The sequence below is a fragment of the Pontibacillus yanchengensis genome (genome assembly GCF_009856295.1).
Classification (GTDB): domain Bacteria; phylum Bacillota; class Bacilli; order Bacillales; family BH030062; genus Pontibacillus; species Pontibacillus yanchengensis_A.
This window is the reverse complement of the sequence record NZ_WMEU01000002.1, coordinates 395411-409690: the sequence shown is the minus strand read 5'-3', so window position 1 is coordinate 409690 and position 14280 is coordinate 395411. Positions and strand designations below refer to the sequence as shown.

Annotated in this window: 16 protein-coding genes; 3 read left to right on the top strand and 13 right to left on the bottom strand. The window is 37.0% G+C overall.

The features are described 5' to 3' along the window. Nucleotides 1-4: 4 nt before the first annotated feature. The 3 genes from GLW08_RS09205 to GLW08_RS09195 form a co-directional block, all read right to left on the bottom strand. Nucleotides 5-211 (bottom strand): YqgQ family protein, encoded by a 207-nt coding sequence (locus tag GLW08_RS09205; protein ID WP_160848333.1) that lies wholly within the window; start codon nucleotides 209-211, stop codon nucleotides 5-7. Nucleotides 212-485: 274 nt separating this feature from the next. Then, nucleotides 486-1925 carry a spore germination protein gene (locus tag GLW08_RS09200; protein ID WP_160848512.1) on the bottom strand — a complete coding sequence of 480 codons (1440 nt, stop codon included), beginning with the start codon at nucleotides 1923-1925 and terminating at the stop codon, nucleotides 486-488. A gap of 105 nt (nucleotides 1926-2030) precedes the next feature. After that, nucleotides 2031-3077 (bottom strand): M42 family metallopeptidase, encoded by a 1047-nt coding sequence (locus GLW08_RS09195; RefSeq protein WP_160848332.1) that lies wholly within the window; start codon nucleotides 3075-3077, stop codon nucleotides 2031-2033. An 83-nt stretch (nucleotides 3078-3160) separates the two neighbouring features. Between GLW08_RS09195 and GLW08_RS09190 the strand changes: the two genes are divergently transcribed. Continuing rightward, nucleotides 3161-4033: a hypothetical protein gene (locus GLW08_RS09190; RefSeq protein ID WP_160848331.1), complete on the top strand. Its 873-nt coding sequence runs from the start codon at nucleotides 3161-3163 to the stop codon at nucleotides 4031-4033. Here the strand turns inward: GLW08_RS09190 and GLW08_RS09185 are convergent. From GLW08_RS09185 to rpmG, 5 genes are all read right to left on the bottom strand, one after another. Next, nucleotides 4009-5556, bottom strand: a complete 1548-nt coding sequence (locus GLW08_RS09185; RefSeq protein ID WP_160848330.1) for a rhomboid family protein — start codon at nucleotides 5554-5556, stop codon at nucleotides 4009-4011. The genes GLW08_RS09190 and GLW08_RS09185 overlap by 25 nt on opposite strands. 133 nt (nucleotides 5557-5689) lie before the next feature. Then, nucleotides 5690-5878 carry a hypothetical protein gene (locus GLW08_RS09180; RefSeq protein WP_160848329.1) on the bottom strand — a complete coding sequence of 63 codons (189 nt, stop codon included), beginning with the start codon at nucleotides 5876-5878 and terminating at the stop codon, nucleotides 5690-5692. Nucleotides 5879-5934: 56 nt separating this feature from the next. Continuing rightward, entirely contained in the window at nucleotides 5935-6897 is a 963-nt protein-coding gene (locus tag GLW08_RS09175) for an L-lactate dehydrogenase (RefSeq protein WP_160848328.1), read from the bottom strand. 121 nt (nucleotides 6898-7018) lie between these two features. Next, complete coding sequence (locus GLW08_RS09170) at nucleotides 7019-7573, bottom strand: 5-formyltetrahydrofolate cyclo-ligase (protein WP_160848327.1); 555 nt, start codon at nucleotides 7571-7573, stop codon at nucleotides 7019-7021. Between the two features lie 812 nt (nucleotides 7574-8385). After that, nucleotides 8386-8535 (bottom strand): 50S ribosomal protein L33, encoded by a 150-nt coding sequence (rpmG, locus tag GLW08_RS09165; protein WP_160848326.1) that lies wholly within the window; start codon nucleotides 8533-8535, stop codon nucleotides 8386-8388. 206 nt (nucleotides 8536-8741) lie between these two features. Between rpmG and GLW08_RS09160 the strand changes: the two genes are divergently transcribed. Next, nucleotides 8742-9158 carry a hypothetical protein gene (locus tag GLW08_RS09160; RefSeq protein WP_237458377.1) on the top strand — a complete coding sequence of 139 codons (417 nt, stop codon included), beginning with the start codon at nucleotides 8742-8744 and terminating at the stop codon, nucleotides 9156-9158. 1 nt (nucleotide 9159) lies between these two features. Beyond that, nucleotides 9160-9660, top strand: coding sequence for an endolytic transglycosylase MltG (locus GLW08_RS09155; protein WP_160848325.1), 501 nt, complete (start codon nucleotides 9160-9162; stop codon nucleotides 9658-9660). Between the two features lie 70 nt (nucleotides 9661-9730). Here GLW08_RS09155 and phoU read toward each other — a convergent pair whose 3' ends face one another. The 5 genes from phoU to GLW08_RS09130 form a co-directional block, all read right to left on the bottom strand. Further along, nucleotides 9731-10390, bottom strand: coding sequence for a phosphate signaling complex protein PhoU (phoU, locus tag GLW08_RS09150; protein WP_160848324.1), 660 nt, complete (start codon nucleotides 10388-10390; stop codon nucleotides 9731-9733). A gap of 34 nt (nucleotides 10391-10424) precedes the next feature. After that, nucleotides 10425-11234 (bottom strand): phosphate ABC transporter ATP-binding protein PstB, encoded by an 810-nt coding sequence (gene pstB / locus GLW08_RS09145; protein ID WP_160848323.1) that lies wholly within the window; start codon nucleotides 11232-11234, stop codon nucleotides 10425-10427. A gap of 43 nt (nucleotides 11235-11277) precedes the next feature. Beyond that, entirely contained in the window at nucleotides 11278-12156 is an 879-nt protein-coding gene (pstA, locus tag GLW08_RS09140; RefSeq protein WP_160848322.1) for a phosphate ABC transporter permease PstA, read from the bottom strand. Between the two features lie 3 nt (nucleotides 12157-12159). After that, nucleotides 12160-13107, bottom strand: coding sequence for a phosphate ABC transporter permease subunit PstC (gene pstC / locus GLW08_RS09135; protein WP_160848321.1), 948 nt, complete (start codon nucleotides 13105-13107; stop codon nucleotides 12160-12162). A 111-nt stretch (nucleotides 13108-13218) separates the two neighbouring features. Continuing rightward, complete coding sequence (locus GLW08_RS09130; RefSeq protein ID WP_160848320.1) at nucleotides 13219-14235, bottom strand: PstS family phosphate ABC transporter substrate-binding protein; 1017 nt, start codon at nucleotides 14233-14235, stop codon at nucleotides 13219-13221. Nucleotides 14236-14280: the final 45 nt, after the last annotated feature.

Here is a 14280-nt window from a genome sequence, read left to right as displayed (position 1 = left end):
GAATTCACCTCTTCTGTTGATCACGAAGGTTAGCAGCTTCATGTCGAAGCAATAATATACTCATCTGAAATTCATCCTTGGTAATACATTGAGCTTGATGTAATTCTTTTATTTCTTGTTCCATTAATTCTAAATCAGCTAAACGATCACCAATATAAATAAACGTTCCGAACCTTTTTAATAATTGTTGAACATCATAAATTGTCTGCATACAATCACCTAATATTATTATAGCAAGCGTTGATATCGAAAGAAAGAAAAAAGATAATGGTTATTAGAATACGAGATAGTGTATTTATAAAAATAGTGCAAGTCACCCGTTTAGCAATAGTAGCTGTCGCAAGACATGTAAGCGTCAGAACTTCTTTACTTAAAGAAAACTTGCGAGTGGCAAGCCTTTGGCGCAGACAGAGGCCTAATTGCACACTTATACTGGCATCCTTTTAAAGATTTAAGCTTTCTGAAAATGTAAAAAAAGACCCTGATTATTTATCAGGATCCTGAGTGTGTAAAAAAGTTGGTCTTCTATTTTTTAATGGCATTGGTGTGCGTAAAATAACATCACGAAATGCACGGTAATTAAAAGGTAAAAAAGGCCACAAGTAACCGGTTTTGAATGAATGCATTCTCGTTAAATATAGCATCCACATTGTAGTGCCTATGACTAGTCCCTTAACTCCAAACAAACCTGTTACTATTAACAAAAACAATCTTGTAAGTCGATTGGATAGGCTTAATTCATAGCTTGGAGTACAATAAGTTCCAATAACTGCAGCCGCTAAATATAGGACAACTTCATTTGTAAATAAACCTACTTGAATCGCCACTTGGCCAATTAATATAGCAGCCACTAAACCAAGGGCTGTTGCTAATGCAGAAGGGGTGTGTATAGCGGCCATTCTAAGTGTATCAATTCCCACTTCCGCTATTAGAAATTGAGCAATTAAAGGAAGGACTCCAATTTCCGTAGGGCCTATAAAACTAAGTTGTTTTGGAAGTAACGTAGGGTCCATTGAAAACAAATAATATACGGGTAATATGAATAAGGAAGCAAACACAGCGAAAAACCTAACAAAACGTAAGTAAGCTCCCACAGAAGGTTTCTGTCGATATTCTTCAGCATGTTGTAAATGATGCCAAAATGTGGATGGTGTTATCATTACACTCGGAGAACCATCAATCATGATTAGGATATGTCCCTCATATAAATGAGCGGCAGCTGTATCTGGTCTTTCTGTGTAACGAATGGTTGGATAGGGGTTCCAATGACGTCCACTTAAAAATTCTTCTACTGTTTTTTCTGCCATAGGTAAAGCATCAGTATCAATTTTTTCTAAGTTATTTTTTAAATGTTTCACCTTGTCCAAATCTACAATATCTTCGATGTAACAAATACAAACATCCGTTTTTGATCTACGCCCTATCTGCATATATTCCATTCGTAGGGACCTATCACGAACTCTTCTGCGAGTTAAAGCTGTATTAAAGATTATTGTTTCTACAAAGCCATCACGAGAACCTCTTACCACACGTTCTACATCAGGTTCTTGTGGACTACGTACCGGATATGTACGGGCATCAATCATGATAATCTTGTCATTAATTCCCTCTACAAACAGAGCAGTAGGACCTGCTAGAACCCAATCAGCCGCTTCATTTAGGTCATCTTTATGGCCAAGTTCCACATAAGGTAAATGCGTCCGAAGTAACCGTTCAAATGGGTCAGGATCTAACTGCTCTGGCTCCAACCTCGATAACAACTTCATTAAATAATGCAGTATGTCATCTTTCACGAAACCATCAATCATAAATAATGCCATCCTACGACCAGCATATTCCAAGTCTAATTGTATGACATCGAAACTTTTTCCTACTCCCATTCGGTCCTTCATATAGGAGACATTATCATCGTAATTATCAAACATTGGTTGTCTTGATGTTTCTTCTCTCAATTTCCTCACCTAACTTTATAAAAGGTCTATTCTTAGTGTTTGCTCAAACCTTTCAAAGCATACATGAGGAAACTGTAACTATATTAAATCTGATTGAATATATGCCAGCAGTAAGCGATACGTATGGTCTAACGACTTTTGATGAGTACGCTCAAAAGCATGTGATGCATCAATACCTGGTCCTATTAAAGCATGTTTAACATCAGCACCAGCTTTGATAGCAGCAGATGCATCAGAACCATAGTAAGGGTAGATATCAATTTCATAGTCAATCTCTTCTTTTTCAGCTAATTGAACTAAATGTTGTCGTAAACCATAATGATAAGGTCCAGTAGCATCCTTTGCGCATATGGATGCAACGTACTCCGTAGTTGTCTGGCCATCACCGATAGCTCCCATATCTACAGCTACATACTCTACTGTCTCTGCTGGAATACTCGCGTTTCCACCATATCCAATCTCTTCATTGTTAGAAATATAGAAGTGTGTAGTGTACGGAATAGATAGCTTTTGTTCTTTCACATTCGCTACCAACTCAAGCAGGATTGCAACACTAGCTTTATCATCAAGATGACGAGACTTAATGAACCCATTATCCGTCTTTTGAAATCGAGGGTCAAAAGAAACAAAGTCTCCAACTTGTATGCCTAAGTCTTTTACGTCTTGGGCATTTGTAACCTCTGCATCTATACGGACTTCCATATTTTCTTGATCTCGCTTCGCATCCCCACCGTTTTTATATACATGAACGGAGGTTTGATGCATTAGAATGGTACCAGAGTAAGTAGCGCCTGTAGCAGTATGTATTTCACAATACTCTCCTTCCACACTGTTCCAACGAAAACCACCAATCATAGAGAGCTTTAAAGATCCATCTGATTTCACTTCTTTAACCATTGCACCTAGTGTATCAACGTGAGCTGTCAATAGACGATGTTGAGTGCGATTCTCCCCTTCTATTGTCGCAATAAGTGCGCCTTTATTGGTAATGGATGTATGTACTCCTTTTGACTGGAAATAATTCTGACAAAATCGAATACAATCTTCCGTATAACCCGAAGGACTTGGTATAGACACTAATTGTTTTAACATTTCCGTAATATGTTTGGCAGATTGATTACTCATATTCTCTCCCCTTTTCATAAGTTCTTCATTTCTATCATACATATGAAGCACACAGGATGTCCAAAGAAAGAAGGGGTACACATATGAAAAAAGCAATGATATATATATGTTTATGTTTTATTGGAGCGCTCATTCTTTATATTCAGTGGGAACAACCTAAGGATCAGACAACCGTGAAATTTTTTCCATTAGATCAAGAAAAACGATTTGAAGATACTTCCACTTCCCTTACCCTTCTTTCAGAGAGTGATCAAGACGAGTATGACATTCAATGGAAAACAGAATCCTTGGTGGATGAACCAATCTATCTGCGCCAGGACGTTTCCCTTCTGTATTCAGATGGTCAGTTAAAGGGCATCTTAAGCAAATGGAAAGAAAGTGGACAAAATCTATTTCAAGATACGAATGTCCATGGAGAAGACAGCAGTCATTACCAAGCCATCACTTTTCATCACGGGGAGTTACATTACCCAGATGATAATATAAAAAGTATCCAAGACATGTCCAAAGCTGAATTATATGTCATCGATTCGCCACTAACACCATTGGAATCATTTGAAACTCCTGAAAATACCACCCAAAAGGATTGGAAAAAGACATTGGATCATGCTACAAATCAACAATTACATTATGAATGGAATAAATACATTAATCATTTTCAAATAAATAAGAGTCAATACGAAGCAATTCCCTTAACGTCATTACCAGATTATGAAACCAAACCATTTCCGTCTTTATCGGCTGATCAAACCCTTCAAGTAATAGGACAGCTTTGGGAAGGATTATATAAAAATTATGTTTTAGAGTTCACATCTAACAAAGATGAACCAAGCAGATCTTATGTTCCTTTAGTATTAGCAGAAAAAAAGGGGACACATTTATTAGTATTATTCGAGAACAGTAAAGGAGAAAAGGAGAAACTCATCCAACGTTATCCATTCTCTTCAACGGACTGAATGAATTCCTTCATTTCTTTATTATCTGAATCAAGTTCTAGAACACGCTTAGCATGTTCCAATGCTTTGGTTTCATTTTGTTCAACATTATAGTAAAGCACACTTAAATTTTGATGGGCTTCTACAAAATTGGGATCCAGTTTAATTGCTTGTAGATAATCCTCTTTTGCCAAATCATATTTATTTAGCTGCACATACCCGTTCCCTCTTACAAAATATAGACTGGATTGTTCTGAGTTTGTATGATTTAAAGCTGTTGTTGTAAGGTCTATAGCCTTTTGAAATTTATTTTGTTGAATATAGTTTGTAGCGACATCAGCTTGCAAACGTGCATCGTAGTGGTTCGAATCATGATTATATCCATACCAACCTAATCCGATAGTAAGAGCTATGATTAAAAGAAAACTTACAAGTTGTTTCCCAACTTCTCTTTTATTAGGAAAGTGAACAAGACTTGAAGCTAGGAAGCCTCCAACAAGACCTCCAAGATGTGCACCGTTATCTACTTGAGGCACCATTATACTAAACACAATATTAAGTATTAAAATGATAATCACGTTTGTACCAATGGTTCTAAAGAAGAGCGTTTTATATACTGTACCAAAAAACAAAAGAGCTCCAAATAATCCATAGATGGCACCTGATGCTCCTGCGGCTACATTTGGTGTGAATGCAAAACTAGCCAAACCACCTATGATCCCTCCTATAAAATAGATGACTATAAATCGAATACTCCCAAACATACGCTCCACCGCAGTACCTAACACATATAGTGCTAACATGTTCAGCATGATATGAAAGAAGCCAATATGTAAAAACATAGAAAATACTATGCGCCACCATTCCCCATCAATAATAGCAGGATTATATTTGGCGCCATATTGAATCAGTGTGTATGTATTAGTACTGCCACCTTGATATTCAAGCCAACCAAACAAGAGCAAGTTAATAACAATGAGAACATAGGTGAACAAAGGTTTTCCATAAAAGAAAACTTGTTCACGTTGTTGTTGTTTTTTTGTGTGGTTATTTCGAATGGATTGTTTTAAGTATTCCACCATTTGTTCCATTTCAAATTCTGAAGGAGCAGGAAAATTCTTCTCTTTTAATTGTAAAGAGCGATATAATTGGTTGATTTCTAACTCTCTGGACTGTTCATCTATATAAAATGTTTGAACTGTTCCCTTTTTCCTACCTGGTAAACTTCGGGTGTCTTTCCATTCATTCCAGTCATCAACAGGTGGATACTTTGCAATATAAACATTATGTACATGGACCTGACGACCACCTACCACCTTTAAAACACGTTTTATATTTTCATCCAATACAGTTTGGTCTTGCTTTAACTGATTAGACCAATCAAACATCTTGTGGGAAAGCCTTACTACATTGGTTTTTCCTTTTATTCGTTGCTCAAGCCATACCTCATGCTTATCTTCAAGCATTTGCAGAATTTCGTAATCATGATTCACAATGAGGTCTGCAGCTAATCGCCAAAAATAATAGGATTCTTCTATATACATTGCTTTCCCTCCTTTTTTTGTATTTTACCATGAACGTAGCAATTATATTAAAGGGGCAGCTTATGATAAATAAAAAACTCCTAACACATATTCAATGTCAGGAGCTTTCAAGCCAATCCCATTAAGACCATTCTTAGAAAGAGGTTCTTCCTAAAATTTTAGGTAAGATTTTTTCTCGAATATATGGAAGTTGCATACTCAAAGATACAGCCATCTTCCTAATAACGTCTACGGCTAAAATAACATTTAACAAACGATACTTATAACGGTTGAATAAATAAAAGCCTGTGACAAGAACGAAAATCCACCATAATAATCTCATTATTTCCTTCCTCCTGTTTACCTAGATGATTCTAGTATGTGAGGAAGTGAAACATGTTATTCGGAACTCATTTTTTCAAGAACAGGATTTAGAGATTCTTTTAGAACGTTCGCTGAATGATTGAATTTTGCTTGTTCGTCTTCATCTAGGTTTAACTCTAGAACTTCCCGTACACCTGATCGATTAACTACTGCAGGTACTCCAATATAAATGTCATTTTCCCCGTATTGCCCCTCTAAATAAGCAGACACAGTTAAAATAGAGTTCTCATTATGAAGGATTGCTTTTGTTAACCGAACCAGTCCCATAGCTATGCCATAATAAGTAGCACCTTTACGCTGGATAATGTGATAAGCAGCATCTCTCACACCAATGAAGAGATCTTCTAAATCAGATTGATCATATTTTTCAGGGTCATCGTTAATTCGGTCATAAATAGAGCGTCCCCCTACATTAGCATGACTCCATACTGGCAATTCTGAATCGCCATGCTCCCCCATAATATAGGCATGGACATTTCGGGCATCCACTTCAAAATATTCTCCTAAACTATACCGTAAGCGAGATGTATCTAATATAGTTCCTGATCCAATAACTCGATGAGACGGTAATCCAGAAAATTTCCATGTCATGTGCGTTAATATATCTACCGGATTAGTGGCTACGATAAAGATTCCATCAAACCCAGAGTCCATCACTTGACCAACAATACTTTTAAAGATATGTGTATTCTTTTCTACTAGATCCAATCTAGTTTCTCCTGGCTTTTGATTAGCTCCAGCAGTTATCACAACAATATCTGCTTTTTCACAATCAGAATAATCACCATACCAAATCTTCTTCGTAGAAGGCGCAAATGCTAAACCATGATTCAAATCCATAGCGTCACCTTCAGATTTTTCTTTGTTTAAATCAATCATAACCAGTTCATCAGCAATACCCTGATTCAGTAGAGCGAATGCATAACTAGATCCTACAAATCCTGTTCCGATTAATGCCACTCGATTAACTCTTTCCATGAAAATCATCCTTTCAGTTAGGAGAGTACTTTATCTATCTAATTCAAAGTGTACATTAGTTTGTATATTGTAAAAAGAGCTGTAAACGTTATCATTGTTTCAATATTGTTAACAAATCAACTTAATAAATCACTCCGCTTTCTGTAATAAGATGTTGAACAGGTATATCATACACATCATTTGGAACTTCCTCCACTAGTTGACGATTTGTTGCAAGAGCAATGGTATGATTCGGAAAATGAACCAAGTATCGATCGTAATACCCACCACCATACCCAATGCGATAGCCCCTATTATCAAATAACAACCCAGGAACAATCATGAGGTCAATTTCGTCTCTATGTAATTCTTTTGTTTTTTCCATAATAGGTTCTTTTAATCCATAATACACCGTTTCTAAATCATCAAATGATGTGAATTGATAAAACACGAGCTGGTTTTGTTTAGGGTAACATTTAGGAATAGCCACTTGTTTTCCGTCTTCCCATGCATTCTTAATTACTGGGTACGTGTCTATTTCATGTGCTTGAGAAATGGTAATACCTATTACATTAGATTTTTTCCAAAGTTCTGTTTGGTATAACGATTTTTCAATTTCTGTTGATATCTTATTTCTTTCTTCCCCTACTAGACTTTTAAGAATATCTAATCCCTTTTTTCGTAACTCTTTCTTCACAAAAGCACACCTCCAAATAATATTGTAACCTTCTATAAAACGTTAAGCATACCAGACATTATACAATACTGTGTTATGGAGTAATATTATTCGTTGAAAATTCCCAAGTTAAGAATTCCATTTTGTTATGATTTTTTAATGTTTAAAAGTAAAGCTTCTTCAATATAAGAGGCATAATCTTGCAGCTTGAAGTCGCGATAACTTGGGTGTGAGGGATTTTTCCGTTGTGTTAAGGGAGAGAAAAGAAGAGGCGGGAAACAGCTCGCTTCCCTGTGGTCCTTCGTCTCCTCAGGCAAAACGCGGCCTTGCAGGGTCTCGACACATCCGTTTTTCCACGGGCCAATCCATAATGGAGGACAGGGACTTGTCATGTCGCTGCGACAAAACATAGGCTCTGGAGCGACTTTCCCTGCTTTCGGAGCGAGCATAGAAAAAACAGGAGCTACTTTTGAAAAATAGGAGCGACCGCCCCCATTCCCGGTCCATGTTTCCGTTCATCTCAACATTGCGGGAGGTGACCTGGGAACAAGGAGACTCCCCAAGGAGAAAAAGGTAGCAAGACCCCACAGAGCCCTGTTTTTGCGCTTGAGGAGACTTGCCAACTCGCCGGCAGGACGCAGTTATTCCCAGAACACCTTTATTCCATATTAAGATTAAGGTATCGGAAACATCCCGCTTAATAACGGTATTTACCTCGAATCCAAGTCTTCAAGATAATGGGGGTAATTGAAAGAATAACAATATATCTGGCGAGGGCTAACATAACCAGCAACCTAAGTATAAAAAAAACAGTAGGATCGGAAATCCTACTGTTACTTCGTTTCACGGTGAAGAGTGTGTTTCTTCAAACGTGGGCTATATTTCATTAGCTCTAAGCGCTCAGGGTTTTTACGCTTGTTTTTACTACTAATATAATTACGATCGCCGCTTTCTGTGCAAGCAAGTGTAATATTTACACGCATTGGTTATCCCTCCAAACAAGTGTTACTGTGTCATGTATTCACATTCTTTATCAGACTTAATAATAGTATCAAATTATTTGCTTTGTTTCAAGCAAAATTAGCGTTCTTTATCAATTTTAAAAATAACATGAATGTTGTAGTTCCTTTGTTTTCTACATGGCTAACTTATGATATAACTAGTAAAGGACTGAAATGAGGTGATGAATATGTTATATACAATACTTACATTATTCGGGGTAGCATTTGCCCTTTACGTTCTTTCTTTTGCTCTGAAAGATCGTTTCAACGATTTAGAAGAACAAGTGGAACAGTTATCTATGACAACAATGCAAGAGAGTTACCAATTAAAGAAGAAAATGCGCATATTAGAAGAAGAACTACTTGTTGATGATGTGACTACCACCATGTTTACTGGGGCTAGACCCCAATATAAACAGAAAACGAGTGAAAGCCAAGCAAACACCACTTCAACTTCTGAAACACACCAACCACCATTAGTACAAAAAGTTTTACATATGTATGAGAAAGGCTACACCACTAATGAAATCGCTCAAGAAACCTCTTTAAAAGAACATGACATCTTAACAACATTACGCCAATATTCTGCAACAAAGGGGTATTAATATGAAGCATGCCGTTCGAGCATATGCATTAGGTATATTTACTGCCACTTCTTTATTAACAATCGTTTATTTTCAAAGTGGAGAAGCAAATGAGTCAAGCCAGCCCAAACCAATAACGAAAGAAAAAGCTTCGAATTACTTAGAAAAAAAAGGATACCACATTCTTTCCAATTCGGAATATCAATCCCTCCAGGAGACAACGGAAGAACCTAAAAAATCAAAGAAATCAAACCAATCGACATCAACGAAAGAAGAACAAAATTCTGAAAATAACACTGCGTCTTCTCCCGAAAAAGAATTGCTTACGCTTACTATTAACCAAGGTATGTATTCCAAGAGTATAAGTCGAAAGCTAAATGAAATGGGATTAGTAGAAGATACAAAGGCCTTTAATCAATATTTAGAGATGAATGATTTCAGTCGCTATATACAAGTAGGTAGCTACGAATTAAAAAAAGATATGACATATGAGGAAATAGCCAATGCTATCACAAATAAATAACTTTATATGAAATAGTTCAAACGCAAAAAAACCCTGCTTCACATATGGAAACAGGGTTTTTCTATGCAAATTAATCATTTAATTCAAAGGTTTCGCCTTTAACAATATAAAAGATATTTTCGCCAATGTTAGTAATATGGTCCGCAAAGCGTTCTATATATCTTCCAACAAAAGCCATTTGCATAATGTGTTGTATCTTTTGTGGGTTATTTGCTGTAAGTTCAAGCATTTCTCTCGTCACTTGTCCATACATTTCGTCGATTTGGTCATCCATCTCTGCAAGTTTACGTGCTAGAGACACGTTTTCTTGTTCAAAAGCTTTCGTTGCTACCTCTACCATTTCTTTAGCAACTGACGCCATCTCTTTTAGCTTTGGATGAATATCAACATCATGATTTTCGCCTAGATGAATCGTACTTTTGGCAATATTCGTTGCATGATCTGCCATTCGCTCCAAATCTGATGAAGCTTTAATAGCAACAATTAGACGACGTAGGTCCGTAGCAACAGGTTGTTGTTTTGCAATTAACAGTATCGCTGATTCATTAATTTCCAATTCTTCTTTGTCAATCTTTGAATCTTCATCGATTATCCGTTGCGCTTTCTCAACATCATGTTCATATAGAGCTTGTACAGACTGGTCAAATGCATCCACTGAACTTACTGCAAGTTTCTTAATTCTAAATTTTAATCTGTCTAATTCATCGTGAAACTGAACACGTAAAGCCATTTGGTATTCTCCTTTCCAGAGCTACACCACTCTATTAACCAAAACGGCCTGTGATATAATCTTCAGTTCGTTTATCTGCCGGTGTAGAGAATAGGGTGTTTGTATCATTAAATTCTACTAACTCCCCATTCAAGAAGAAGGCTGTATTGTCAGAGATACGTGCAGCCTGTTGCATGTTGTGTGTTACGATTATAATACTATAATTTTCTTTTAATTCTTGTACAAGTTCTTCAATTTTAGCTGTAGATATTGGGTCTAATGCTGATGTTGGCTCATCCATTAGTATAACATCAGGCTCAATAGCTAAGCAACGAGCGATACATACACGCTGCTGCTGACCACCAGATAGACCAAATGCATTTTGATTTAAACGATCTTTTACTTCATCCCATAATGCAGCGCCTTTTAAACTCTTCTCTACAATAGCATCGAGCGTTTTTTTGTCTTTAATGCCATGGATTCTTGGACCATATACAATATTTTCATAAATGGACTTAGGGAATGGGTTAGGATTCTGGAAGACCATCCCTACTTTGGTTCTTAAGTCCTCTACAGAATAGTTCTTTCTAAAAATATTGTTCCCTCTATAATCAATCTCACCAGAAGTACGAACTATAGGAACCATCTCAACCATACGATTAAGAGTTTTAATGAACGTAGATTTACCGCAACCAGATGGACCAATTATTGCCGTTACATCTTTATCACCAATATCCATATTAATATCATAAAGTGCTTGGTCTTCACCGTACCAAAGGTTTAAGTTCTTAACACTATATACTGATTCTTTTGGTTGATTTTGTGTCATTGCACTTTGAGTTTGTTGTTCATTTGCCTGAGCCATGTGTATGACCTCCTTAGATCTAATCTTGTAGACAGTATCTTGATTAAAAACGTTTTGAGAACTTATTACGAATCATTACAGCAATAAAATTCATCAACAACAAGATAGCTAATAATATAACAATACCAGCAGAAGCGACGTCTTGGAACGCTTGTTGAGGCTGTTGAGTCCAACTAAAGATTTGGATAGGCATTGCTGTATAAGGATCATTTATATTACCTGGTAAAGTGAATATAGCCGTTGAAGCACCTACAACAAGTAATGGCGCTGTTTCACCTATAGCACGAGATAACGCTAATATACTACCAGTTAATATTCCTGGAATAGCTGCTGGCAATACAACACGCCTTACTGTTTGCCATTTAGTGGCACCTAAAGCAAAGGAAGCTTGGCGTACATCTTGTGGAACAGAACGAATTGCTTCTTGTGCAGCTACAGTAATAACTGGTAAAACAAGTAACGCTAACGTTAGTCCCCCTGATAGAATCACTTCCCCAATACCAAAAACATAAACGAAAATCGTTAAACCTAATAGACCAAAAACGATGGATGGTACTCCTGCAAGGTTTTGAATATTTGTTTGAATAAATCGAGTCAATCGATTTTGCTTGGCATATTCCTCTAAATAAATGGCAGTACTTACCCCTAAGATAATCGTTACTGGTGCTGTAACAGCCATTAACCATAACGAGCCAACTACACCTGCTTTAATACCAGCACGTTCAGGTGATGCAGATGTGAAACCACTTAAAAACTGCCAATCTATTCCACCAATCCCTTGAGTCAATATACGATAAGCTAAAGCAGCTAAGAATACTAAACCGATAAGTGTAGCAATAAAGAATAGCCATTTACCTATACTATTCTTTTTGATTCGCTTCCCCATGTTTTTTTGGACAACTTGTTCGTCAATATAGTTCATACTTTAATACTCCTCTCTGTATCGACGAGAAATATATTGAGCTAATAGATTCATAATTAGAGTAAAGATAAATAGGGTAGCTCCTACTGCATATATACTGTAGTATATAGTACTACCGAAACCAGCATCCCCTTTTGCAACCTGAACAATGTATCCTGTCATTGTTTGAATAGACTGTGTAGGATCCATCGTAAATTTAGGTGTTGCACCTGCAGCAATGGCAACGATCATCGTCTCTCCTATTGCACGGGAAATACCTAAAGCGAATGAAGCTACTATGCCGGATAGAGATGCAGGTAAAACAACTTTAAGTGTTGTTTCTAAACGAGTAGATCCTAATGCCAATGCCCCCTGGCGCATTTCATTTGGAACAGCACTCATAGCATCTTCAGTTAACGATGCAATCATTGGTATAATCATAACACCTACAACAATTCCAGCACTCAATGCGTTAAAGAAAGATAAATCAGGTATAAAAGATTTTAGGACTGGAGTTACAAAGGTTAACGCAAAGAAACCATAAACAACTGTAGGGATACCTGCTAGTACCTCTAAAAGGGGTTTTAAAATTCTTCTCCACTTATCACTCGAATACTCACTCAAGAAAATAGCTGATGCCACACCGACTGGTATGGCTACAATCATAGCAATTACGGTGATTAATAAAGTTCCACTTACTAATCCTAACACTCCAAATGACCCCTGCCATGGTTGCCAATCCGTCCCCGATAAGAAGCTGAAGATGTTCACTTCTGCAAAAAATGTTACAGCTTCACTTAATAAAGTGTATAATATCCCAACTGTAACTAATACCGATAAGATTGATGCTAACAATAATAGCTTAGGGACCATTTTCTCAATAAACCTTAGAGAGCCGTTATTTTGTCTGTTCTTCTCTATTCTTTTACTAATTGAAGTTTGTTCTGTCTTCTCATTAGAGTTAGAAGCCATAATTCATAAAAACTCCTTTCATCTCATCAACATAGCAAAAGCGAGGGGTACTAGTGACACTAGTTGCCCCTCACCTAAACTATTTAGAGTTTTGATTTAGATGTTTTCTTTTTAGTTTGATGGAGCCCATTCTTTAACTTTATCAATTTGTTCTTGATATTCATCATCTGGAAGTGCTACATAACCTACATTCTCAGCTGCAGCGCCAGCATTGTTTAGAGTGAAAAGCGTGTAATCAAGAACTTGTGGTTTTTCTAAGTTACTCTTAACTACATAAGTGAATAGTGGACGAGAAAGTGGAGTGTAAGAACCATCTTGAATTGTTTCAGGGCTTGGTTTTACAGCTTCAGCATCTTCGCCATCTTGAATACCTAGAGCTTTAAGAGAGTCCTTGTTTGCAGTATAGTATGCATAACCGAAGAATCCGATAGCGTATTTGTCGTTCTTAATACCACGTACAAGTACGTTGTCATCTTCAGAAAGTGTTACACCACTGTCTTCACGCATTGGATTTTCTTCAAGAATGGCTTCGTTGAAGTAATCGAATGTACCTGAATCATGTCCAGGAGCGAAGATCTTAATTTCTTTGTCAGGCCATTCAGAGTTAATGTCAGACCATTTTGTTTTCCCACTGTCAGCTAAGAAGATTTCTTTAAGCTGTTTAACAGAAAGGTTGTCAACGAAATCATTTTCTGTACTTACTGCAACAGTAAGACCGTCATAAGCAAGAGTTAGTGGTTCAAGAGTTACACCATTTTCTTTTGCAATTTCTTTTTCTTCTTTTTTAATTTTACGAGAGGCGTTAGAAAGGTCGATTTCACCTTTAGTAGATTTCTTGAATCCACCGCCAGATCCAATTGAGTCAACTGTTACTTGAACGCTGGATTGTTCTCTTTGATACTGCTCTGCAATGTAAACTGCCATTGGATAAACAGTAGAGGAACCTGCAACTTTTACTGTACCAGAAAGCTCTTCACTTTCGCCGCCTTCAGAGCCGTTTGAATCTGCTTGTCCTTCATCACCAGAGCCTTCTGCACTGTCTCCACCTTCACTGCTTCCACAAGCAACTAATGCAGTAAGAGCGAATACAAGAGTAAGTAATAGCGCTAAATTCTTGAAACTCTTCATTTCTTTTGCCCCCTAAAATGTTTGTTGAATTTTGTTGGTTGATTC